27 protein-coding genes and 1 tRNA gene are annotated in these 23,439 nt (G+C 40.5%); 14 read left to right on the top strand and 14 right to left on the bottom strand.

The annotated features are described in order from the left end of the window. The first annotated feature begins 18 nt into the window (after positions 1-18). The 5 genes from tpiA (at position 19) to EW142_RS06765 (ending at position 3,732) form a co-directional block, all read left to right on the top strand. Positions 19-768, top strand: coding sequence for a triose-phosphate isomerase (gene tpiA / locus EW142_RS06785; protein ID WP_130611509.1), 750 nt, complete (start codon positions 19-21; stop codon positions 766-768). 9 nt (positions 769-777) lie between these two features. Next, entirely contained in the window at positions 778-1,614 is an 837-nt protein-coding gene (gene prmA / locus EW142_RS06780) for a 50S ribosomal protein L11 methyltransferase (protein ID WP_130611506.1), read from the top strand. An 84-nt stretch (positions 1,615-1,698) separates the two neighbouring features. Next, a complete protein-coding gene (locus EW142_RS06775) occupies positions 1,699-2,559 on the top strand; it encodes a M57 family metalloprotease (RefSeq protein ID WP_130611503.1) in 861 nt (286 codons plus the stop codon). Positions 2,560-2,681: 122 nt separating this feature from the next. After that, a complete protein-coding gene (locus EW142_RS06770) occupies positions 2,682-2,957 on the top strand; it encodes an ATP-dependent Clp protease adaptor ClpS (RefSeq protein ID WP_130611500.1) in 276 nt (91 codons plus the stop codon). A gap of 172 nt (positions 2,958-3,129) precedes the next feature. Continuing rightward, positions 3,130-3,732 carry a hypothetical protein gene (locus EW142_RS06765; RefSeq protein WP_130611497.1) on the top strand — a complete coding sequence of 201 codons (603 nt, stop codon included), beginning with the start codon at positions 3,130-3,132 and terminating at the stop codon, positions 3,730-3,732. 72 nt (positions 3,733-3,804) lie between these two features. On the opposite strand, the gene EW142_RS06760 is transcribed toward EW142_RS06765, so the two are convergent. The 6 genes from EW142_RS06760 to EW142_RS06740 all read right to left on the bottom strand — a co-directional run bounded on the left by EW142_RS06760 (position 3,805) and on the right by EW142_RS06740 (position 9,810). Further along, positions 3,805-4,944, bottom strand: coding sequence for an acyl-CoA dehydrogenase family protein (locus EW142_RS06760; protein ID WP_130611494.1), 1,140 nt, complete (start codon positions 4,942-4,944; stop codon positions 3,805-3,807). 12 nt (positions 4,945-4,956) lie between these two features. Then, positions 4,957-5,109 (bottom strand): hypothetical protein, encoded by a 153-nt coding sequence (locus tag EW142_RS16680; protein ID WP_165395230.1) that lies wholly within the window; start codon positions 5,107-5,109, stop codon positions 4,957-4,959. 45 nt (positions 5,110-5,154) lie between these two features. Beyond that, a complete protein-coding gene (locus tag EW142_RS06755) occupies positions 5,155-5,934 on the bottom strand; it encodes a methyltransferase family protein (protein ID WP_130611492.1) in 780 nt (259 codons plus the stop codon). A 170-nt stretch (positions 5,935-6,104) separates the two neighbouring features. Continuing rightward, entirely contained in the window at positions 6,105-7,868 is a 1,764-nt protein-coding gene (locus EW142_RS06750) for a tetratricopeptide repeat protein (RefSeq protein ID WP_165395229.1), read from the bottom strand. A 188-nt stretch (positions 7,869-8,056) separates the two neighbouring features. Continuing rightward, the gene (locus EW142_RS06745) at positions 8,057-8,839 is read right to left on the bottom strand and encodes a patatin-like phospholipase family protein (protein ID WP_130611486.1); all 783 of its coding nucleotides are present in this window, start codon (positions 8,837-8,839) and stop codon (positions 8,057-8,059) included. Further along, positions 8,830-9,810 carry a CorA family divalent cation transporter gene (locus tag EW142_RS06740; protein WP_130611483.1) on the bottom strand — a complete coding sequence of 327 codons (981 nt, stop codon included), beginning with the start codon at positions 9,808-9,810 and terminating at the stop codon, positions 8,830-8,832. The genes EW142_RS06745 and EW142_RS06740 overlap by 10 nt, the downstream gene beginning before the upstream one ends. Positions 9,811-10,122: 312 nt before the next feature. On the opposite strand from EW142_RS06740, the gene EW142_RS06735 reads away from it, so the two are divergent. Then, positions 10,123-10,632 (top strand): Dps family protein, encoded by a 510-nt coding sequence (locus tag EW142_RS06735; protein WP_130611480.1) that lies wholly within the window; start codon positions 10,123-10,125, stop codon positions 10,630-10,632. A 46-nt stretch (positions 10,633-10,678) separates the two neighbouring features. Further along, positions 10,679-11,149, top strand: a complete 471-nt coding sequence (locus EW142_RS06730) for a hypothetical protein (protein WP_130611477.1) — start codon at positions 10,679-10,681, stop codon at positions 11,147-11,149. A gap of 75 nt (positions 11,150-11,224) precedes the next feature. On the opposite strand, the gene EW142_RS06725 is transcribed toward EW142_RS06730, so the two are convergent. Continuing rightward, a complete protein-coding gene (locus EW142_RS06725) occupies positions 11,225-11,677 on the bottom strand; it encodes a nuclear transport factor 2 family protein (protein ID WP_130611475.1) in 453 nt (150 codons plus the stop codon). Between the two features lie 75 nt (positions 11,678-11,752). Next, positions 11,753-12,313, bottom strand: a complete 561-nt coding sequence (locus EW142_RS06720) for a Crp/Fnr family transcriptional regulator (protein WP_130611471.1) — start codon at positions 12,311-12,313, stop codon at positions 11,753-11,755. A gap of 88 nt (positions 12,314-12,401) precedes the next feature. Between EW142_RS06720 and EW142_RS06715 the strand changes: the two genes are divergently transcribed. The 5 genes from EW142_RS06715 to EW142_RS06695 all read left to right on the top strand — a co-directional run bounded on the left by EW142_RS06715 (position 12,402) and on the right by EW142_RS06695 (position 16,323). Continuing rightward, positions 12,402-12,977 carry a Crp/Fnr family transcriptional regulator gene (locus EW142_RS06715; RefSeq protein ID WP_130611468.1) on the top strand — a complete coding sequence of 192 codons (576 nt, stop codon included), beginning with the start codon at positions 12,402-12,404 and terminating at the stop codon, positions 12,975-12,977. Between the two features lie 70 nt (positions 12,978-13,047). Next, on the top strand, positions 13,048-13,500 hold the full coding sequence (locus EW142_RS06710; RefSeq protein WP_165395228.1) for a carboxymuconolactone decarboxylase family protein: 453 nt from the start codon (positions 13,048-13,050) through the stop codon (positions 13,498-13,500). A 164-nt stretch (positions 13,501-13,664) separates the two neighbouring features. Continuing rightward, positions 13,665-14,240, top strand: coding sequence for a TetR/AcrR family transcriptional regulator (locus EW142_RS06705; protein WP_165395227.1), 576 nt, complete (start codon positions 13,665-13,667; stop codon positions 14,238-14,240). Between the two features lie 65 nt (positions 14,241-14,305). After that, complete coding sequence (locus tag EW142_RS06700) at positions 14,306-15,190, top strand: SDR family oxidoreductase (RefSeq protein ID WP_130611460.1); 885 nt, start codon at positions 14,306-14,308, stop codon at positions 15,188-15,190. Between the two features lie 251 nt (positions 15,191-15,441). Then, the gene (locus tag EW142_RS06695) at positions 15,442-16,323 is read left to right on the top strand and encodes an NmrA family NAD(P)-binding protein (protein WP_165395226.1); all 882 of its coding nucleotides are present in this window, start codon (positions 15,442-15,444) and stop codon (positions 16,321-16,323) included. Between the two features lie 90 nt (positions 16,324-16,413). On the opposite strand, the gene EW142_RS06690 is transcribed toward EW142_RS06695, so the two are convergent. The 3 genes from EW142_RS06690 to EW142_RS06680 form a co-directional block, all read right to left on the bottom strand. Continuing rightward, complete coding sequence (locus EW142_RS06690) at positions 16,414-17,268, bottom strand: methylated-DNA--[protein]-cysteine S-methyltransferase (RefSeq protein ID WP_130611455.1); 855 nt, start codon at positions 17,266-17,268, stop codon at positions 16,414-16,416. 97 nt (positions 17,269-17,365) lie between these two features. Continuing rightward, complete coding sequence (locus EW142_RS06685; protein ID WP_130611452.1) at positions 17,366-17,680, bottom strand: hypothetical protein; 315 nt, start codon at positions 17,678-17,680, stop codon at positions 17,366-17,368. Between the two features lie 281 nt (positions 17,681-17,961). Beyond that, a tRNA-Arg gene (locus EW142_RS06680) sits at positions 17,962-18,035 on the bottom strand. 67 nt (positions 18,036-18,102) lie between these two features. On the opposite strand from EW142_RS06680, the gene EW142_RS06675 reads away from it, so the two are divergent. Beyond that, the gene (locus tag EW142_RS06675) at positions 18,103-18,615 is read left to right on the top strand and encodes an adenine phosphoribosyltransferase (protein ID WP_130611449.1); all 513 of its coding nucleotides are present in this window, start codon (positions 18,103-18,105) and stop codon (positions 18,613-18,615) included. On the opposite strand, the gene EW142_RS16875 is transcribed toward EW142_RS06675, so the two are convergent. Together EW142_RS16875 and EW142_RS06665 are read right to left on the bottom strand one after the other, a co-directional pair. Next, positions 18,612-18,758 carry an SsrA-binding protein gene (locus EW142_RS16875; RefSeq protein ID WP_130611447.1) on the bottom strand — a complete coding sequence of 49 codons (147 nt, stop codon included), beginning with the start codon at positions 18,756-18,758 and terminating at the stop codon, positions 18,612-18,614. The two genes, EW142_RS06675 and EW142_RS16875, sit on opposite strands and share 4 nt — an antisense overlap. A 75-nt stretch (positions 18,759-18,833) precedes the next feature. After that, positions 18,834-20,615, bottom strand: coding sequence for a DUF885 domain-containing protein (locus EW142_RS06665; RefSeq protein WP_130611444.1), 1,782 nt, complete (start codon positions 20,613-20,615; stop codon positions 18,834-18,836). A 761-nt stretch (positions 20,616-21,376) separates the two neighbouring features. Between EW142_RS06665 and EW142_RS06660 the strand changes: the two genes are divergently transcribed. Then, on the top strand, positions 21,377-22,315 hold the full coding sequence (locus EW142_RS06660) for a calcium/sodium antiporter (RefSeq protein WP_130611441.1): 939 nt from the start codon (positions 21,377-21,379) through the stop codon (positions 22,313-22,315). A 62-nt stretch (positions 22,316-22,377) separates the two neighbouring features. Here the strand turns inward: EW142_RS06660 and EW142_RS06655 are convergent, their stop codons facing one another. Continuing rightward, the gene (locus EW142_RS06655) at positions 22,378-23,388 is read right to left on the bottom strand and encodes a glutamine synthetase beta-grasp domain-containing protein (protein ID WP_130611438.1); all 1,011 of its coding nucleotides are present in this window, start codon (positions 23,386-23,388) and stop codon (positions 22,378-22,380) included. Positions 23,389-23,439 lie beyond the last annotated feature (51 nt).

Below are 23,439 nucleotides of genomic sequence, written 5' to 3'. Positions count from 1 at the left end.
AACACAAACCCATCAATTATGAGAACCCAAATAGTAGCAGGAAACTGGAAGATGAACAAAACACAGGATGAAACGGAGGATTTACTTTCCGAACTTTCAGCCAAATTACCGGACTCCCATGCCGATGTTATTGTGGCTCCAACTTTTGTAAACTTGGGTTCTGCAAAGAATGCACTTCAATCTTCAACAATAAAAGTTGCAGCCCAAAACATGCATTTTGCTGAAAATGGGGCTTATACCGGTGAGATATCTGCCGATATGCTACTGAATCTTGGTATTGATATTGTGATTTTGGGCCACTCTGAAAGACGTTCCCTTTTTGGGGAAGATGACTCCCTACTCGCAAAAAAGGTCAATACCGCCATTGAAAAAGGAATGACCACTATTTTTTGCTTTGGCGAGGAGCTGGACGAACGAAAATCGGGCAATCATTTTTCTGTAGTGGAAAGTCAGCTAAAAAACGCACTTTTTGATTTGGACGAGAAAGCGTGGAACCAAATCGTATTGGCATATGAACCGGTTTGGGCGATTGGTACAGGGGAAACCGCATCACCCGAACAAGCCCAAGAAATGCATGCCTTCATTAGAAAGACCATCGCAGAGGCCTATAACACATCCATTGCCAATGGGGTATCCATTTTATATGGAGGTAGTGTAAAACCGGGCAATGCTGCGGAGATTTTTTCCAAACCCGATGTGGATGGGGGGCTCATTGGAGGTGCTTCGCTAAAAGCCGATGATTTCGTGGCCATCATCAAGGCCATCTAAGATTAAACCATGGGTTCGATTTATATCGAGTATGATTTTAAGGTCAGTCCTTTGCAGCCGGCTTCCGAGGTTTTGATTGCTGAATTGGGAGAGTTGGGGTTCGAAAGCTTTGTGGAAACCGAAACAGGGGTTCAGGCTTACATTCAAAAATCAGATTGGGATGATACGGTCCTAAATAACCTTTTTATTACAAAAAGTCCTGAATTCGAAATAAGTTGGGTCTGTAAAGAGATTGCCCAGCAAAATTGGAATGCCGAATGGGAAAAGAGTTTTCAACCTATCAAGGTTGGGTCGTCGTGTTTCGTTAGAGCTCCTTTTCATGAAGCTGAAGCCGTTGAATTCGATATTGTGATTGAGCCCAAAATGAGTTTTGGAACGGGACATCACGAAACCACATACATGATGTTGAGTTTGATATTGGATACCGATATCGAACGCAAAACGGTTCTGGACATGGGCTGTGGAACGGGGGTATTAGCCATATTGGCTAAAATGAAAGGCGCTAGTGCAGTAGACGCTATTGATATTGAGGAATGGTGCTATTTGAATTCCTTGGAAAATGTGGAGAGAAACCATTGTCCTGATATCAAGGTTGAACAAGGGGATAGTTCGTTACTAGCTGGAAGAAACTTTGATATTATTTTGGCTAACATCAATCGTAACATCCTGCTGAAGGACATTCCGGTTTATGCGAGCTGCATGAATCCGCATGGCCTTCTGTTTTTAAGTGGATTCTATCAAGAGGATTTGGAATCTATTACTACGGAATGTGAACGTTCTGGTTTCAAGTACCAAAGGCACATTGAAAAAAATAATTGGGTGGCTGCTGTTTATCGAATTTCTTGATCTACGGGGAGGGAAAGAAAGAATTAATTGTATCTTAAAAAAGTAAGTAAATTCTTATTTCATAACCCCTAAATCATTTAATTCATGAACAAATTGAAATTTTTGGCAATGCCCATGGCTTTGCTTTTAGTGCTATCCGCATGCGAGAAGGATAGCGGAGATACTGACCTCATTGAACCTCAAACCGTAGAGGAAAGTGCGACTCCCGAAATTACCCTTGAAGTTACGGAGGATGTCATCAATGTCCTAAAGGACAACTATTTCAATGTCGGTGATGTCAAGGTGGTAAATTTTTACTTACCTGATGGTTCAGTTGAACAACGTTTTCAAATTGAGGATGATATTACGTTCAGCATGGATCAAATTGAATTGCTCCGAGAGGTGGCAAAAAGTTCCAAGAACTATCATACCAACAATTTGGTGAATCCTGGAACCTTAACCATAATAGGCTACACCGGCGGCGGAGGTTTTGGTCTTTCGAATAAAGAACGAACGGCCTTACAATGGGCGGTAAATAATTACAACCGCTTAAATCTCACCATTACCCTATCGCTCACTTTTGGGACAAATTACCAAGATAAGGACATGGTGGTGTACCATAACCCCAACCAATCAGGGAGCGGCGGTTCGGCGGGTTTTCCTAGCAATGGAAACCCAAATAAGTTTATCCAGATTTATGGTCTGGACAATTTCAGCACCAATGTAAATGAACATGTTATCACTCATGAAATTGGCCATTCCGTTGGTTTTAGACACACGGATTGGTTTAGCCGACAAAGTTGTGGTGATAACATTAATGAAGGTGTTGGGAGCATTGGGGCAAACCCCATACCGGGAACCCCTGAAGGCTATGACCCTACTTCTTTAATGCTGGCATGTTTCAGCACAAGCGAGGATGGTGAATTCAATAATAATGACATCACCGCCCTGAGATATTTATATTAAAATCAAATCGAATTTGCTTACTTGATAAAAGTGCCTTTTAAAAGGCACTTTTTTTTGTTCTTAAGACCGGGGGCGTACTTTGGTGTCTGAAAATTAGTATATTAGTTCATCAAATCTTTGTTTTGGGCACTAAGGAAAAGATATCGGAAGAACTCCTTGTCGAGGAAAAAGAGCAGAAGCTTCATGAAATCATACTTTTCAATGATGAGGTGAATACTTTTGATCATGTTATTGAGACCTTGATTCATGTTTGTGATCATACCCCGGAGCAAGCCGAACAATGCTCACTAATCGTACATTACAATGGAAAATGTACGGTGAAGACCGGTGAGTATTCCGATTTGAAGCCAAGGTGTTCCAAATTATTGGAAGCTGGCTTGAGTGCGGAAATTGTCTAGCCGTAGTAAATTCTGTCAACACCAGGAATCTAATTTCTACCTTTCACGTAACGAAGCTATTAAACCTCACATTTTCTCGTTTTTTTTGCCGTATTAAGTTCCAAATCAGCATGGATTTGCAGTATTTTTAGGGACGAGTTACTTCAATCAACCAAACTACAGCATTCGTAAAATGGGCGAGTTTTTTAAAGCCGAGCTTAAGGACCGTTTTTTGGAATACGCCTTGGAGCGGAGGGATTATTTTGAGATCCAAACCCTTTACGATGAGTTCTTAAGACCCAACTACAACCTTGATTTTGTTGAAAGGATCATTCGAGAAATTCGCGACTACGATAGGCAACTTTTGGATGTGATGAGTGGTAATGGGATGGAAATGTTTATGTTGGCTTCCACACCTTCTACCCAAGATTTTCTGGATGGAGGTGGTTTTCTTGATATGCACGTGAAGGAAGAGGAAAAATGGGATAAATTCATAGGTCAGCTCCCAGAAAGTCGTAAGCTTACGAGAGATGAGAAGGAGTATCTGGAAAAAAACTCGCCGGCACTAAAAAAAGAAAGAACTCTTCTGATTCTGCTAATTTCGGCCATTGGTATTAGTTTTCTTTTCACCGTTTATGGAATAGTAAAGGATACCTTCCTAGAACCTCAGTATGTTCCCATGGATGATTTTGAACGCAGTCTGGAAAAAGTACGATTGCAGTATCAGGAAGAAAATTTAAGGTTGAACAAAGAGTTGGAGCAAGCTAAAATTATCATTGACTCCCTAAAAAAATAAAGCCCATTATTTCAATGGGCTTTTTATTTTGCTGGATTTGGCCTAGACGCGAACCCCTATCGTTTTATGTGATTAATTGTCGAGTTTGGAATCATTCAACAAGGTTTCAGCACTAAATGCATACTGGTCCCATTTGGGGAGCGGATGAAACTGACTGGCTTGGACATCCCTAAACAATCTTTCCAGTTCATTTTTTTGGTAGAAACTTCTTCCTCCGACAAGCTCAATTGCATATTGTACAACATCAATACAAGCCTTGCTAACGTTGGTTTTTAGACCTAATATTTCAGTGGTTGTTGTTCTGGAAGGAGAAAATTCAAGCGCATTGGTACGTTCATACATCGCTTGCCATTGAGTTTTGGCACTCAACCAACTATTGTTCAATTTTCCCAAAATAAAAGGAGTATGACTTTGTTGTTCTTTCATAGCTTTTGCAGTTTTTAGTGCAATTTCCCTAGCCCTTTCCGCGATTCCTATGTAGGCTGACATGATAAGGGGCATGGCCACAGTAATCACAACATTCCATACCGGGTGAAACTCATCCTGTGGGCGCTCCAAAGCAATGGCACTGTCAGGAACAAAAACATTTTCAAGAACTACGGTCTGTGAACCCGTGGCACGCATGCCCATTACTTTCCAGTCATCCAAAAGAGATACTCCTTCGGAGGAGAACGGAACCGCAAAATGCAATACTTTCCATTCTTTCTTTTCATTTTGATAGGGTGCCGAGGTGACCAAAATATTCCCGTTTGCAGATTGACTGGCAAAGGCCTTCTTTGCGTTGACAATGTATCCTCCTTCCGTTTTGGTCATTACCCCATTGGAACCCAACCAATCTCTAGCCCCGGTGCTTACCAAAACCAATTGGTTGTCGGCTACATTGGTCAACAAGGGCGCACCCTGACCTTTGTGCTTGTATTTCCAGACCGTGGCTGCCACAAGATGTTGATGCATGGAAAAAGCAAGCGCGGTCGAACCACACCCATTTCCAATGATCCGGATAATATTGCAGACTTCTGAAAATGATAGCCCGGCCCCACCCAATTCCTGAGGAACAAGCAAAGAAAAATATTCTGAGGTCTTAAGCAGTTCATAATTTTCAAATACAAATTGGCCTTTCTCATCATTTTCCTGTGAGCCTTTTTGGAAGGTTTGGGCCAAAGATTTGGTTGTATCGATCCAATGGTCGGCATGTATCGCTGTTGTTTTCATTTTTTTGTTGAATTACTGATTGTAGATTGTTGTTTTTGTATTGGACCATTCCCTGGAGGAATAGCTCTTCAAGTTTACTATGCTCTTTTCTTTGATGCTGCTGGGTACCCCACAGGTAGAAAAGCCAAAGAACAAAGGTGTTCTGTATTTCGTTGCAGTTTTCATGATTTGTTATTTATTGGATTTTTTGAAAATGCTTCTTTTCAAAAACTAGCTTTTACTGGGGGATTTAGATACAGTATCGAAACTCTTGCCCCTTTTTCTTTTCGTAAAGGGAACAAGCATGGGTTTGCTAGCTTGATAGTGCTTGTATTTTTGCCCGAAAGCTTTTACCAAGTCCCTTTCTTCCAAGGTGGTGCCCACTAAAACATAGGCCGTAATTGCGAGTGCCAAAAACAAGTGGGTAACCGACATAACCGGGGTGGCCCACATTCCGAGCAACATTCCAAAGTAAAGCGGGTGACGTACGTGCTTGTAGAAGGAAATAATCCTGAACTCAAGCTGGGTGTATGGTTTGTTTTGAAGTTCCAAGAAGGTCTGACGAAGCCCAAACAGGTCAAAATGGTTGATCAAAAATGAGCTGACGAATAAAATGATCCATCCTAAAAAGAATAGGATGTAAATCCCGTAATACCAAATGGTGTCCGCAGGTATGGTCCAAATCGTTCCGCCAAGGGGCTGCCAGTTAATCACCAAATTGAACAGCAAAATACCGGACATTAAAACAAAGGTGCTGCGTTCAATGGGTCGGGGGAAGTGGGAGGCAAAGAAATCCTTGAACCATTGTCTGGACATCACACTGTGTTGCACACCAAATAGGGATATCAACATAAGGTTGTTGAGAATGGCCCAGAGCACCGGGATTTTGGTTTCCTGGTCGATGGAAATCTGGGGCACAAGATTACTTACGGATAGTATCCAATAGAGTATTGACGCAAAGCCAATGAAGTAAGCAACTATTGAATACGAGAACATTAGAATTTTTTTCACGACTGATAGATTTTTAAATTCGGGGCAAACCTAGTCATGAAGTATCCCTCAAAAAGAAAATGGAATGGTTACAAATGGGTTACAAAGCTGTTTTAGGGGGTATACAAATGGGTTACAAAATTAAATATTCAAATTTTAACATATTGATAATCAAATAGTTAAAATATTTATTAAAAAGTGCGCAAAAATGCGTTCAAATCGTCTTCTGGGGAGAGATTTAGCTTTTTTCTGAGCCTATTTCTGCTCATTTTCACTGAAGATGGGTTGATATTCTGAAGCGCTGCTATCTGCTTGGTATTCAAATTCAATTTGATTAAAGAGCATAACCGTATATCGGTTTTGGTAAGGTCTTTAAACTCTTTGGTCAGCCGATCATAAAACGAACTGCTCAGGGCATCGATTTTTTTATAGAACTCATCACTGCTCTTATTGACCCAAATCTTGTTCTTAATATCGGTTTCCAGATTTTCTAATTCCTTGAGTCGCTTTCTCCCGGTGGAAGCTTTTAAGATTTCCAATCGCTGTGCAAGGGATTCGGCCCATTCTTGATTATTGGATATGTTGACGGCGAAATTGGTCAGGTCTTTTTTCTTGTATTCGATTTCTGAATTCAGCAGTTTGTTTTCGAGATTTTTAACCTTCAAATTCTGGGTGTACTTCCAATATAAAAATAACATGAACAGCAAGGCCGCCAGACTGATCATCAAAGTGATGAAAAATTTGTTTTGTTCTTTGTTCAGGTCACGTTCAAAAGCTACTTTTTGTTCAGTTTGCAGTTTGTGAAACGCGATACTATCTGCAAGCTGTTTTTTTTCAAACTGATAGTTCATTTCAATACGCGTCATCTCCTGGGTCTTCTCCTTATCAAAAAGGGAATCCTTTAGGCTCTCAAAACGTCGGAAATATTGAAGAGCTTCTCGATGGTTTCCCAAACCTTCCAAAGCATTTCCCAAACAATCGCAGGCTAAACTCTGTGTGTTCAAGGCACCCGAAGCATTCGAAAGTTCAAGACTTTCCAAACAATCGGACCTAGCAAGGTCAAATCGTTTCATGGCCAAATAATTTTGACCTCTATAAACGTATGCTGAGGCCAATCCGTCTAAATCATTGATATCTTGTTTAATACCAATACTCTCATTGAAATAGTCAAGTGCTTTATCTAATTCCCCATTATTGGAGTATTCGATGCCGAGATTACTTTGCGCCCTTGTCATCGATTGCAGGTCACCAATTTCTTTGGCTATGGTAGCACTTTTGGTTAAGTTTTCAATCGCCAGATCGTGCTTTTTCATTTGAATGTAAATCAACCCAATATTGTTATAACCCGCTGGAAGACGATTTCTATGACCCAGCTTTTCTTTCAATTCCAAGCTTCTACCATAATAACCTAGGGCCTTTTCGTTGTTTTCCAAATCGCTATGAATATTCCCTAAATTATTCAAGGCCCTAGAGGCTGCCACATCATCCTGTAATTCTTCGGCAAGGCGTAATGACTCCAATAGGTTTACTTGCGCTTGCACATAATTCCCCAATTCATAGAATACGGTACCGATATTGTTAAAGGTGACGGCCAGGCCTTCTTTATCGTTAAGCTCAAGCAGAATTTCGTGGCTGTTGAAAAAGAATTCTTGGGCTTTTTCAAAATTGCCCTGTATGGCGTAGGTATTTCCGATAAGGCGATACGAAGTAGCTTCCCATTTTTTATTGTCGACATTTTGGGCGAAATCAAGAAGTTGGATACCTGTACCTCTTGCGCTGTCCAAATCTTTCCCCAACAATTGCCCCATATAACGTGTTCCAGAATCGAACCGAACAGAATCAGGAGCTTTGGTGTCTTTGAACAACCTTAGCAGACTGTCTTTTGGGGTGGTTTGGGCCCAAGAAAAATAGCAGACGCCAAACACCGAGAAAATAAGGTTGAAGAAGCGTTTCATCAATAAAAAGGTCAGGTTATTCCATTTAAATGTAAAAAAAATACAATTGTTACTGTTCTGCATAAAGATTTCGGATCTGTCCAGATAGAAAATCGACATTCCAGAGAAATGGTTTAAAGGTTGTTTGATGGAATTCCAAGTAAACCGGAAAACTGAAACTCAAAGGAGTTAAATGCACTAGGGCGGGCCTAAAAATCAATTTTCATGGTATGCTCGTATCCAATGTCAAATAGCTTTTGGGCATTGGAGGTGTCGAGCAAATCGTATTTTCCAAGCTCTGGAGGTTGTATAAGCACAGAACAAAGGCGACTATTTTTTCTGGTGTTCGATTTGTCGTTCAATTGAAAAGTACGCGCTGCAATATCAATAATATTGGAAAAGTCGTCGACCTCTTGAACAGGACTGATGTTCACCCCGATAAGTTTCTTGCATTTGTCTTGAAGTGGTGCAACGGGCAGGTTGTCAAACAAACCCCCGTCCACATAAGTAGTTTGTCCAATTATCACAGGAGAAAAGAGTATCGGAATTGCCGCGGAAGCCAATATTTTGGTAATTAAATCACCACTATTGTGATATTCAACCTTACCCTTGTTCAAGTTGCTTAAAGCGACCCAAAAAGGAGTTTGAAGTTTTTCAAAAGACGAGGTTTCGCCTAGCTGTTCTTTCAGGAACTGTCCTAATTTATCTAGCTTGAGCAAACCGGTTTTTGGAAAACTGAGGGAAGTGAAATCCATCAGTTTTTGACTGCTCATCACTGTCATTACCTCTATGGGAGATTTCCCCGCTGCAACAAGCCCTCCTATAATAGCACCTGCACTTACGCCAGAAATGGCATCAACGGAAATTTCCTTTTCATGAAGTGCCTGTAGAACTCCCAAATGGGCAAAACCACGAGTGCCCCCGCCTCCTAAGATAATTCCGGTCTTGTAAGGTCTTTTTTTAAAGAGTCCAGAAAACAGGTCTAAAACCATTTCTTTCGTTTAAAGTACCAGAGGGTAATCAGCACCACAAGCAACATGACCGCTATCAGAATGAAATATCCGTACTGATATTCAAGCTCTGGGATGTTTTTAAAATTCATGCCATAAATTCCTGCCAGGAAGGTCAGGGGAATAAAGATTACCGAAAATACCGTAAGGGTTTTCATCACTTCATTCAACCGATGTCCTTGGATACTGAAAATCAGGTTTACCTTGCTTTCCAATTCATGCAATTCAAAATCGATATCGGTGACCAAATTGTTGATTTGCTCTTTTAGTTCACTAAAATACTTCACTTCGAAACCTTTAATCTCTACCTTTTCCAGTTTGACAATCGTATCCCTTAAGCTTGAGCAGGCTTTTTTGAAACTCAGATAGTCTTGTTTTCTGCGTTCGATTCTTTCGGTAAACTCTGGTGTGGTTCGGATGGCGGCGTAGCTTAGTTTGTCAGAGTCCAATTGGATAAAGTTTTTGTAGGTTTCCCTGTAGTTTTCAATGATGGACTCTAAGAGCAGAAATAACAAATAATCCGCTTTTTTACGTCGGGCGATACCCTTTCCGTTTTCAAGTCTTTCCCTGATCCAATCAAAATAATCGCCCAACTTCTCTTGAATACTCCATACGAAACCAGATGAGCCAATAAAAAACATTTGTTCATAGTCCAATTGGTTTCTTTCTGTCTTAAGTACCTGTATTGCAACAAATAAATGGCCATCCAATTCAATTACACGGTTGGTTTGGACTTTTTCCCGTAAAAGCCGAATTAGAAAATCGTCCAGTTCATTGTTTTGTATTACAGTCGAAAATACTTCGGCATATTGGGTTCCATATGTGTTGAACCATCTGATATGCCCATTTTTATCTTTGAAATTAAGGGACTCTATTGTGTCAATTTTGGTGTTCTCATAGTCTTTGGGAGAATATCGTATGAGGGAGGTAGAATTTATAAAGTCCTTGGCCATTATGTTTTTAGATCATTGAATGTTGTTGGCTTCTTTGAGATTTCTCAAAATAATCTTAAACCAGGCCTAATTATGTTAAACCCTGTTAAATACTTGAAATTCTGCAATATATCTGTATATTAAAGATATGAAACATTATGAATCATACTTCAAAGTTTTAGTGTTCTAAGCCAAGTAATTGGCTACAGTTTTCCATAGGGATTATCATCCCACCTTTCAAAAAAATAAGAAATAAGTATCTGAAAAAAGAGAAATTTTTTCTCTGTTGCTTTTCGAGTACATCAATATTAAACAGAATTAAAAGAATAAAAAATGGAAATCATTAAAGAACAAAACAATATCAAAAGAAATAAGGAATTTAAAAAATTAGGTTTCACCTATTTGGAAACTGCGGAAATTGTAGTCAACCTAAACACCTTGTTGGCCAATTACCAAGTGTTTTATAACAAGTTGAGAAATTTTCATTGGAATATTGAGGGACCAGAATTTTTTGAATTGCATGAAGAATTTGAAAACGAATACAATACGGTCAAAGAAAACATTGATATTGTAGCCGAACGAATTCGCGTCTTTGGCGTCAAACCCAATTTCACACTGAAAAAGACCTTAGAGCTTTCCGAAATTGAAGAAACCGAAAAAGGTTTTACGGCCATTGAAATGGTAAGGGAAGTACTTAAAGACTTTGGAATTCTCCATGATAATATGATGTCAGCCATTGGCGCATCCTTAGACACAGGAGATATAGCTACGGAACAGATGTTGACAGACTTCCTAAGAGCCTTGGAGAAGAGAAATTGGATGTTCACTTCCTATTTGAAATAGGATTGAGGCAAACAGAAAAAGATTTACGAACTATAAAACAACACAAATGAAAAATTTATTAAGCTTTTTTAGCATTGCGCTACTCTCTATATCAGTGCTCCCGGCACAAGAAAACTCTCAAGGAACCATGGATGCAACCCTGCACAAAACATTCACGATTGAAACCGATGGAACCCAGACCGAATACAATGTAAAGGTTTTGGAGCATCGAAAATACCCCGTAACACTAAGTGCTGAAGACAAGGGAAAAATCAACCAAGACCGCGAGACATCAGCGGCCAAAGTAACTAAACTAATTGCGGTTGATACGGACAATGATAATGAGCACGAACAATACTTTGTGCTGAAATACAGGAAGTCCCTTACCGACACATTTGAACTTGTCGCAACAGAAAAGGGATTTGCAGTAAAGGTTGATGATAAAACCATGCAATATTTTGCAAGGGAAGGAATTTATTTCATCAACAATGATGATCAAGACTTTTTCACCGTTGAAGAGTTCAAGGAACTTAGATAAACCAAGGTGAATAATTCGTTTTTTTGATTGATTGGAAAGTTGGGCCTTAAGCCCAACTTTTTATTTGCACCAAGGTCAATTCTCCATTTGGGCATACAGAGCCCGCCATTTTGTGGCATCATAGATAAGAATGGATTCCTTGATGATTCCGTTTTCCAAGCGAAACCATTCTGTGGCGAGATTTACTTCAAGCCCTGCGATGGACGATTTGAATTCATACATCAAGGCAATCCAATTACCGTTATCGGTGATATGAAGAATGTCGACCCCAGTTAAAACAGAACCAATCTGTTGCGCCAACCCGATAAAAGCTGATTTGGTGGTCAACTCCACCATTGGATTTTTAAAGTGATAATCATCAGATAAAAGCGCCAATGATTCATGAATCATGTCAGGGTCATTAAAGCCCTCTAAAAATTTCTGTACCGTTTCTTGATTTGTCATAATCTTATTTGGATTTGTTTGTGAATAGAGATTGGTGGTGATAAAGATCGCCAAGCATCCCAAAAAAGTGGTAAATAGTTTCATGGTTCGCGGAATTAGGATTTCTACGAGGCAAAATTCAAGAAAAGTGATTGGGCAAATCTTGGTAAAAACCAAGATTTAAATTTTGATAGAATTCATCATTTTGCTAAAATTCGTGGGGTCGATGCGCAGGTAAGAGGCAATATCTTTTTGGGGTACCAATTGGAAAAGGTGAGGACTTCTTTTGGCAAATTGGGTGAACCGTGTTTCTGCATTAAAAGCCATGAGTTGGTGATGCCGTTCAATAATGCCTACTAGAAATTGCTCCGTGATTTTTCGAAACAGGGTTTCCAGAGACCTGTGTTTTTGAATCAGCTCTTGATGTTTGGCATAGGAAAGCCTCATGAACTCACTATCTGTAATGGTCTCCAAATAGTATTTGGAAGGGGTCTGTGTCAGGAAGGATTCCACAACTCCCGAAAAAGAGGGACTATAGGCGAAGAACATAATATGTTCTTTGTCCTCATTGAGATAATAGGATTTTTGAATGCCATGCTTAACATAGTAGATGTAAGTTTCGGTCTTCCCCGGATGTGTTAGAATGGTCTTTTTTGAAGTGGAATGTGGTGACCAATGGGAGAGATATTCCTCTAGGATTTCATCTTCAACCGGATGGATTTTGGTAAAAAACGCTTTCAAATGGGTACTTAATTGAAAAATGAGCTTTAATCACAAAAATACGGTTTAGAAACATCGTGAACATGCCTGAACCTTTTACTTTTGAACCATGAACGATCAATTGGCCGCATACCTCGGTCGGTATGAAACATTTCAAGAGGAAGAATTGGCCTTGATTTCCGGTTTTTTGACGCCACAAAAATATGGACGAAGGGCATTGGTATTGGAACAGGGCAAAACCTGTGGGCACCGCTATTTTATATTGAATGGAATCCTCAGAATTTATCATACCAATTCAAAAGGTGTGGAAGAGACCAATTTATTTGCCATAGAAAACTGGTGGATCACGGAATACGATAGTTATATCAACCAAATTCCTTCCTTAAACTCCATACAAGCTATTGAACCCACTGAACTATTGGCCCTTTCCAAGGAAGATGAGCCAGAGTTGTTTAAAAAGATACCCAAATTGGAGCGGGTATTTCGATTGATTGCCGAAAACACTTTGATCGCCCAATTGCGGAAAAACGAAATCTACATGAAGCAGTCAAGTCGGGAAAGATACTATGCATTGGTCCGCGCCATTCCAAACTTTGCCCAAAGAGTGCCTCAATACATGATAGCCTCCTACTTGAACATTACTCCGGAGTATCTAAGTGAGATTCGCAAAAACCCTGTGGAATAACTTAAGATAGCTTAAGGAATCTTGACGGGCTTCCATGTTAATTTTGGTCCAAGTTCAAAATCAAATAAAAATGGAAAGAATCTCTTATCAGGATATTCCCGAGGGAACATTCCCCAAACTCATGGCACTTGAAGACTTTATTAACAACTCTGGTTTAAGCATGAAACTGTTGGAACTTGTAAGGGTCCGTGTATCACAACTGAATGGTTGTGCCTATTGCGTGGATATGCATTACAAATTGGCCAGACATTTTGGAGAAGAAGAATTGCGATTGGTTTCTTTGGTTGCGTGGACAGAAGCTGTTTGCTTTACGAAAGAGGAAAGGGCCATTTTGCAATATACGGACGCACTAACCAAACTTGGGGGCAATGAGATTCCCCAAGAGGTTTTTGATGATCTTTCTTTGTATTACACCAAAGGTGAGATTGCCTATTTGAGCCTTGCCATTTCCCAAATCAACGTTTGGACACGATTGATGAAGGCCTTTAAATTCAAGCCCGGAGTCTTTAAAGTAGAGGAGTAAAACTGACGTTGTAAAGTGGCCGTAAGGATTGCGGCCACTTATTTGAGATGGAACGATATCACGTGTACCATAAAAAATACAAGGAAGCATGCCGAGTGTTAAAACCCAAAATACTAGGAGACCGGTCTAATTTTGTTTTATATTTGTGCTTCACTTTTGAAATTATGAAAGAGCAAACGTTGAAACATATCTTGGATGTGGGCATGCAACTGATGTTGGAGAAGGGGTACAACAAATTGGGCATCAATGAAGTGCTGGATACAGCCGAAATTCCCAAAGGCTCTTTCTACTACTATTTCAAAAGCAAGGAAGATTTTGGTCTTAAGGTGATACAATACTATTCGGCCAATACTTTGCAATTTGTGAAGCAGCATCTAGAGGATAAAAGTAAGGACCCCAGGGCAAGGCTGATCGACTTTTTTGAAGGCATGAAACCCATCTATCAGGAAAAGGCATATAAAGAAGGGTGCTTGTTGGGCAACTGCAGTTTGGAGCTTTCCGACCAGGCGGAATCTTTCAGGAACTTGGTTAGCAACGAACTTAATCAATGGCAATCGGCCATTGAAGCATGCATTACAGAAGGGCAGAAGAGCGGAAGCATAAAATCTGGGGAAACCGCCAAGGACTTGGCAAATTTCATTCTGAATTCTTGGGAAGGTGCCTTACTTCGAATGAAGGCCTCTAAGAACCCCGAATCGTATAACAATTTTGTCTACTTTTTGGATAAGTATATGATTTAATTTTTTTTAAACATTTATAGTAGACTGGTCTAATAATAATAATAATTCTAAATTTAATTTTATCTATGAAAAATGTTGTAATTACAGGGAGTAGCAGTGGTTTTGGTTATCTCTCAACGTTGACTCTAGCCAGAAAGGGCTATAAAGTTTGGGCCACTATGCGAAATCCGGATGGGAAAAATGCGCAGAAAAAGGAAGACCTATTGCGTGTAGCAAATGAGGAAGGTTTGCAAATTTCGGTGGTTGAGCTGGATGTTACCTCGGATACTTCAGTGAGTTCGGCTATTGAAAAAATAGTTGCTGAAGATGGCAAGATTGATACCTTGGTGAATAATGCTGGTTACATGTTTGTGGGAATTACGGAAGCCTATAGCATAAGGCAGGCGCAAGATCAATTCGACACCAATTTCTTTGGTATTCTGCGAACCACCAAAGCCGTGACTCCACACATGCGTAAGCACGGTGAGGGTCTTATCATCAACGTGACTTCCTTGGCCGGTAGATTGTCATTTCCTTATTTTGGAATCTACTGTTCAAGCAAATATGCTGTTGAGGCCTATTCGCAATCTTTGCGCTATGAGCTTGCACCCTTTGGGGTGGAGGTCAGCGTTGTTGAGCCTGGACCTTTTTCGACTAATCTATTGTACTCGGGGCCCAAAGAAGCCGATAGCAAAGTGTTGGAGGATTACGGTGATTTCAAGGAAGTCCCCCATGCCATGTTGAAGAACTTTGAAGGCTTCTTTCAAACCGATGAGGCACCCAGCCCGCAATTGGTGGCTGATGATATCGCTTCTTTGGTGGAAGCCCAACCGGGCAAAAGGGTGGACCGTATTGTTTCGGGAATTGATTACGGAGTTGTGGAACTGAACCAAAGAGTTGCCCCCCTACAAGAATCATTGATCAAGGATTCCCTACAGATGGGCCATTTACTTCAGGTATCGACCAAATAGCATTGTGGATACTTGGATGCCGTTTTAGTTCATTTGGATATGGGGGATGGATCAGCATCCTCCATATTCTTTTTATCACCGTAGCTGAACACTCATCTATCCTAAAAAAGAATCGTTTAAAGCAACATTGAAAAATTTTAATATACTTTTAAGTTGTACATACAACATATTCGATATATTTGAAAGAAATGTTGATTACATATTGTTTAAGTTGTATGTACAACATAAAGTAATAATCATAAATGACAAAAATGAAATCAGAAATTTTAATTACTGGAGCCACCGGAAATACCGGACAGGCCACGTTAAAGCGACTTATTGAAAACAATGTACCTGTTCGAGCCATGGTTCGGGTACTCGATGAACGGAGCAAAGCTCTTGAAGAAAAAGGAGTTGAGGTGGTCCAAGGCGATTTTTCAGACTATTTCGCCGTTAAAAAAGCGTTGAGGGGCATAAAACGAGCTTATTTCTGCTATCCATTTAAAGATGGATTGCCCAAGGCTGCCACCTACTTTGCCAAGGCTGCCAAAGAGAATGGGGTGGAAGTGATTATTGCCATGTCCCAAATGAACGTCCATGACCGGAGTTCCAGTCCAGCGACACAAAATCATCTGGCAGCTGAAGATATCTTTAATTGGTCTCCTGTTCCCGTTGTGCACATTCGGCCTGGCCTCTTTGCATGGAATTACCTGAGTATGGCAGGACCCACCATCAAGCAGGAGGGTAAATTTTACTTTCCCAATCTAGATGCAAAATATACCATCGTTCATCCCCAGGACATTGGAGATGTAGTCGCTAATCTTCTCGTTTCCGACCATATCGAATTACATTATGGAAAAACTTATGAGCTGGCAGGGCCTAGAACCTATACTTCCCATGAATTGGTCAAAGAATTGGGTGAGCTTCTTGAAAAAGAAACGGAGTATGTGCCCATTCCTGTAGAACATTGGATTGAGAATGTAAAGCAAGACCCTTACATCAATGATTTCCTAGCCAAACATTTAAAGGAATTCAGTAATGATATCAAGCAGGGCCTTTTTGACAAGAACAATGATCATGTGGCGACATTAACAGGACATGAACCAAGAGCGTTTTCAACCTTTGTGAAGGAAAACATCCAAGCATTTCAGTAAAAAGAATGGGGGAAGTCTATTCTTTTGACTTCCCCATTCTAAATAGAATTCATTGGAAATACGTTTGTGTATCCCCATTTTCTCCAAGATTTATAGAACAGCTGAAGCATTGACTTGGGAGGCTTCCCACCCAAGAATCGCAGATTTTCGTGTCTCGCCCCACATATAACCTCCCAATTGCCCGGAGGATTGAATAACGCGATGACATGGAATCAAAAAAGCCACAGGATTATTCCCAATGGCAGAACCTACCGCCCTTGAAGCATTGGGCTTCCCTATTCTTTTGGCCACGATGCCGTAGGTATCCAAATTTCCCATAGGAATTGTAAGTAAGGTTTGCCAAACTTTTAATTGAAAGGGTGTACCCTGTAAATGTAATTTTATGGTGTTTATATTTCCCCAATCCAGTTGAAAAATGGATAGACCATGGGCATGTGTTGGAGGCGCCTTTTGCAAGTAACTCGCTTTAGGAAATCGAGACTTGAGTTGGGTTAATGCTTCTTTCTCATCATCCATAAATGCCATATGGCATATACCTTTTGATGTGGAAGCGACTATAACTCTACCGAAGGGGCTTTCAGCAAAGCTGTAGTTGATGATCAGATTTTCACCTCCATTTTTATATTCACCAGGGGTCATTCCCTCGATATTGACAAACAGGTCATGCAATCGGCTAGTACTTGAAAGTCCTGTATCCAAAGCTGCATCGAATAACGAATTTCCTTTTTCTTTCAACAGGAGCTTAGCGTAGTTGAGGCTCATGTATTGCATGAATTTTTTCGGGCTTACCCCTGCCCACTCCGTAAACATCCGTTGAAAATGAAAGGGACTTAAATTGGCCGATTCGGCAATTTCATTAAGTGAAGGTTGTTCCTTGAAATTCTGTTTTATGAATTCAATGGACTTCGCTATCCTATCATAGTTCAATTGTTCCTGACTTGTCATTTTTAACGTATTTGATGGTGCTAAAATATTTAGCACCTAGCAAAATTGAAACCCGAAACTTGCTCATTTTTTCCTGTTAACCAAGGTATTAAATGAATTAATCCATATAGAAAATGGCTGTTCTATCGATTAAAACTACAAAATAATAATATTGGAACTGGTTCAGATCCAAGTCCCTGATTAAAGTCCCCTTTGTAATCATTTTATGTTCCAAAAGTTCACCAGTAGTCTTTGAAAAGGTAATCAAAACTAGAGAATCCAAGGGCTTTAATTGCCTTGTATGGGGAAGAATCCCTTTGGGTTCTTCTATGTGTACAGAGTTTTCAATCAGCCTTAATTTTTCAAGTTCCTGATTTTGACCCTGCGCTACAAGACTTAAAACTCCAAATAGAGCAAGCACTGCATTTTTCATAAATCTGAGTTTGCAGTAAAGCTCTCTACTCAGGTTTGGGCCCAAAACCCGTTTCTTGCTATGTTTGAGGTAAACGGGGGTAGTGTATGGATGATAATACCCTCTTTGTGACCTCCGCAGGATTTGCTGCCGCACGTCCTTTAAGCTCCTTTCTGAAAATGCAAACTTGCATTACTATCGTACTGCGGTTTTAATTTTTCTTTCCATTTACAAAAACTTCCGTTTTTGACATTCCAAGAAAAACAAAAACCCTGCTTTTCATGCAGGGCTTGCGCTTAAAGTGACCTCCGCAGGATTCAAACCTGCAACCTCTTGAGCCGTAATCAAGTGCTCTATTCAGTTGAGCTAGGAGGCCTTATTATTAAGGGCTGCAAATATATTTCTTTTTACCTTTACTGCAAAACCGAAGCACTCAAAAATAAATGGATTTGCACCCCTTTGTACGCGATATTCAGGACTTTCCAGAACCTGGCGTTGTTTTTAAGGATATCACTCCCATGTTCAATGACCCCAAAGCTTTGAATGCCGCTTTTGAAGGCTTGCTGGACCTTGTTAACGGGAAGCCTGTTGATAAGGTCGTGGGCATGGAGAGTCGCGGTTTTTTCTTCGCACCCATGCTGGCGAACAAACTTGGCGCCGGTTTTGTTCCAGTCCGAAAAAAAGGAAAGCTGCCCTATACCACGCTAAGTGAAACCTATGATTTGGAGTATGGCACGGACGTGCTTGAAATTCATACAGATGCCATCCAAAAAGGTGAAAAGGTTTTGATTCATGATGATGTTCTGGCTACAGGAGGTACCGCCAGTGCCGTGTGTCGGCTTGTCGAAAAGTTAGGGGGCGAAGTGGTTCAGTGCAATTTTCTCATCATCCTCGACTTTTTAAACGGAAAAGACAAGTTGAAAGGGCAAGAAATCGTTTCCCTATTGAACTATTAAGTGTCCAAAGCCTTTTTTGTCACTAAGTAACGCCAGCCAATAATCGCTAACTGAAACTTGCTGGCTTTGGCCAAATCCAATCCTTTTTTTGTGTAGGATGGAAGAACCGCCTTATTGATTTTTGCCAATATTTTATAGAACACTGTGCATGAGTTGGTTTGATAAAGATAATCAACTTGGGGGACAAAAAAACAGGCCGTTTTAAACGACCTGTCATATCATTTCTGCAGTGCGATCCAATTGTCAATTTTTTCTTCCAATAGAGCTAGAGGAACGCATCCCGTTTCCAAAACCTGATTATGAAACTGGCGGATATCAAATTTCTCGCCCAAGGTTTCTTCGGCTTTGGCTCTTAGTTCTCTAATTTTTAGTTGCCCTATCTTATAAGATAATGCCTGCCCAGGATTGGCCATATAACGCTCAATTTCTGAAATGATGCTGGCTTCGGACTCCGCCTCGTTGTCCAAAGAATATTGTATGGCCTCCTCACGGGTCCATCCTTTGGCATGCAACCCGGTGTCCACTACCAAGCGGACCGCCCTATGCATTTCAGCACCCAACATGCCAAAAACTTGATAAGGGTCGGTGTACAGTCCTAATTCTTTACCCAAGGATTCGCTATACAAGGCCCAACCTTCTCCATAGCCACTGTACCAAAGTGTTTTTCTGAATTTGGGCAGATCTTCATTCTCTTGCGTCAACGAAATTTGATAGTGATGTCCGGGAATCGCTTCATGTAAGAAAAGCGATTCATCCGAATAGGTATTGTATCGCTTCACATCTGGAATGGGTGTATAAAAAATACCAGGGCGGGTTCCATCCAATGAACCTGGATTGTACTCGGCACTGGCCGAATTTTCGCGAAAAGCCTCTGTTCGCCTTACCTCAAATGGAGTTTTTGGTTTCACATCGAAAAGCTTTTCAATTTGGGGTTTCATTCGATCATGAATCGCATTGAAATTATCAATTACTTGTTGGGGGTCTGTAAACGGCATCAATTCTTGATTGTTTCTAACAAAATCAAAGAATGCTTTTAGATTGCCCTCAAAACCGACCTCCTCCTTTATTTTCTCCATTTCATCGCGAATACGTTTTACTTCACTCAGCCCTAATTCATGTATTTCATCTGCGGTCATGTTGGTCGTGGTGTATTTCTTGATTTGATGTTGATAGTAAGCATCGCCGTCAGGAACCCCTTGTATACCACTGGATTCCCTACCTGAAGCCATGTACTCGTTCTTCATAAAATCACTTAGCTTTCTATAGGCGGGAACAACCTTGTTCTGAACCATGTCAGCATAGGCAGTTGTTATACGATCTTTATCGACATCGCTGAAGGATTCTGGCAGTTTAAGAATAGGCTGATAAAACAGATGCTCGTCCAGATTTGATTTTGTTTGGGATTCCAATTGTGGTAAGACTTTTGTGATTAGCGACTTGGGTAATACAAAGCCCTTTTCCATACCCTCACGCATTTTGGTCTCTGTCGTCGACAACCAATTTAGATAACCATCCACACGTTTTAGCCAATGGTCATAATCCTCTACGGTTGCAAAGGGCTGTGCACTGGAACCACTGGCCAGTTGCCCCATAAAAAGGTTTGCCGACCACATTTGATCAATGGGGGTGAGGTCCTTGTTAAATTTGAATTCTGCTAAATTGATGTCACATTCCCATTGCAGAATGGCCTTGCTTAGCCTCTCCGTATCGGATAGTTTAGCCTCTTCGAAAGACTCTATTTGCGATTTATAGTCTTCATAATGACCCTTCAGCTTGGCTTTGTAGTCATCCGAAAGGAAATTCGGAAATTGGTCATTGTAGCGATTGTCCCCTGCTACGGTGGCATTGATGGGGTTGAGCTTTAATCCATCTTCATAGTAAGCATCCAGTACTTCGGCAAAAGCACCGCTTACATTTTCTGATGTTTCTTGATTTTCTTTTGGCTTGCAGGCAAAAACGAACGCGATTGCAAGTAATCCTATTGTAAATTTTTGAGTCATGATAATTTTTGGATTTACACGGTTTAAAGGTAACCAAAATCATAGCTCTAAATCCTTACTGCTTTTGAACAAACTTTAAGGGATTGCTTTTTTAAGTAATTCAGGGACCAAATGTGAAACCCGGTTCAGATTTCACATTTCGATGGTCCACATGAATAATGATTTTTGATTGATGTTGATGATTGTTTTTTGATGTTGATGACTAACCGGAACCTGACTTACGTTGACTGATGAGGTCAAGCAGATGAATTATAGTAGTAAGGTTTCAATAAGTTGCACAAGAAGTATGACTAAAAACTTTACAATTGCTATCATTCTATTTTTTTGATTTAAATGGTTTGAAAATGGTGATGTTAACCGGTTACATTTTTGAATATAGAATGATAAACATCATGTTTCCAAGAAATTGGATGAAAATCTATTCAATTGAATACAAGATTGTAGGTAAAAAAATGAGATATGTTTCGGAATTGATGTGACTCTCTTGCTAAAAGTTTTGAAATGTAATATTAAATGTTATATATGGTAGTCATTTGTAATAATTGTAGGGGTGTTTTTTGTCAATTTTTGAATTGCAAGGGGCGTTTCGTTTAAAAAAGGGCTCTTTTTGGCATTTTCGTTTTCTGGATAGGACAGAATCATGTAAAAATTCAGGGCCATTCTGGATAGTGATTTTCCTTAGTTTTCACCCTTTTTTTTATTTTAATGATTAGTTTCTCGCAACAATAAATCTTAGTCTATATTTGCTTCAAATTCCCGAGTTGAGCAATTTTTTATTCATAATTCTTGGACTTACTTTTTTGATACTGGGGGGCAACTGGCTCCTTAAAGCTGCTGTGGCCCTATCGTTGCGGTTGGCAATTCCCAAAATTGTTATTGGGATGACCGTAGTCTCATTTGCTACCTCTGCACCGGAACTCATCGTTAGTATCAAGGCCGCCCTTGACGGTTTTCCCGATTTGGCCTTGGGTAATGTGGTAGGTTCGAACATAGCCAACTTAGGAATGGTCTTGGCCATTACCGTTCTGTTGGGCAGCATCGATGTTCGAAAGAGCTTTTATACCACTGATTGGCCTGTAATGATAGCGGCGTCCCTGCTATTTGTTGGGTTCATTTACTTTGATGGACAACTACAGCAATATGAGGGAGGTATAATGGTAGCGTTCCTTTTTCTCTTTTTGGTGTACTTATTAAGGTTTCAGAAGGCCGCAGTCGTTGATGAAATGCCTGAAGATGATATCCCCTTACCGCTGTATAAAACTGTGTTGTTTTTGGGAATTGGAGGAATCGGACTTTGGGGCGGTTCTGAACTTTTGATTGATGGTGCCGTGGGGATGGCGTCCACCCTTGGAGTAAGCGACCGCGTAATTGGCATTACCGTGGTTTCAGTGGGTACCAGTATTCCCGAATTGGCCGCTTCAGTGATTGCTGTTATCAAGAAAGAAAAGGCAATTTCTTTGGGAAATTTAATAGGCTCCAACATTTTTAACCTTTTGGCGGTTTTAGGTATTACATCGTTAATTACACCTATTAATGTGGTTGATGAAAAATTGCTGTCCAGCGATATCTTCTGGATGCTTGGAATTTCATTCCTAATCCTACCTTTGGTATTCTTCCCCAAAGGCTTGCGCTTAGGATGGAGAGATGGATTGGTATTGCTGACTTTCTACATTATTTTCGTCTTTGTGACCCTAAAATAAAAACCGCCCTTCAACGAAGGGCGGTCATTAACATTATCTAAAATCAACAACTAATTTATTCTTTACGCATCCGCTGACTTAACCGTCTGGATGATTCGAGCGGCTACCCTGTATGGGTCCGCGTTGGAAGCAGGTCTTCTATCTTCCAGCCAACCTTTCCAACCACTTTCAACCGTGGCAATAGGAATACGGATTGAAGCACCTCTATCGGAAACCCCGTAGCTAAACTCATGGATGGATTGCGTTTCGTGCAAACCGGTCAAACGCTGGTCATTAAACTCCCCATAAACCGCAATGTGCTCAGCCGTTACTGGTCTGAAGGCTTCACATATTTTGTCATAGGTTTCTTTGTTCCCCGCAGTTCTCAATGTACTGTTCGAGAAGTTGGCGTGCATACCAGAACCATTCCAATCCCCTTTGATCGGTTTTGGGTGATAGTCAATATAAAAACCATACTCTTCTGTCAAACGATCCAATAAATAGCGGGCTACCCAAATTTGGTCTCCTGCATTCTTGGCACCTTTTGCAAAAATTTGGAATTCCCACTGTCCACAAGCAACCTCTTGGTTGATTCCTTCGAAATTAAGGCCGGCTTCAAGGCACATGTCAGCATGACGCTCAACCAAATCCCTTCCATGTGTGTTTTTACCACCAACAGAGCAGTAGTAAAGACCTTGGGGTCCAGGATATCCACCTACAGGGAAACCAAGGGGAAGTTGGGTTTCGGTATCCATAATAAAGTATTCCTGCTCAAAACCGAACCAGAAATCGTCATTTTCATCGTCAATGGTAGCTCTGGAGTTTGAAGCGTGGGCCGAGCCATCAGCATTCAACACTTCAGCCATTACCAAATAGCCATCCTTTCTTGCTGGATCTGGATAAATGGCAACTGGCTTCAATAGACAGTCTGACGAACCTCCCTCTGCTTGTTGTGTGGAGCTTCCATCAAAAGACCACACTGGGCAGTCTTCCAACTTACCGCTAAAATCTTTTTCAACCTTTGTTTTACTTCTCAAGTTTGCGGTTGGCACATATCCATCCAACCAGATGTACTCTAATTTAGATTTGCTCATAATTCCGGTAGTTATTTGTTCTCAAATTTATGATTGACAAAAATATATTTT

This window comes from Flagellimonas allohymeniacidonis (assembly GCF_004296335.1).
Classification (GTDB): Bacteria; Bacteroidota; Bacteroidia; order Flavobacteriales; family Flavobacteriaceae; genus Flagellimonas; species Flagellimonas allohymeniacidonis.
Note: the sequence above shows the minus strand (reverse complement) of the source record. Positions and strands in the feature narration are given on the sequence as shown.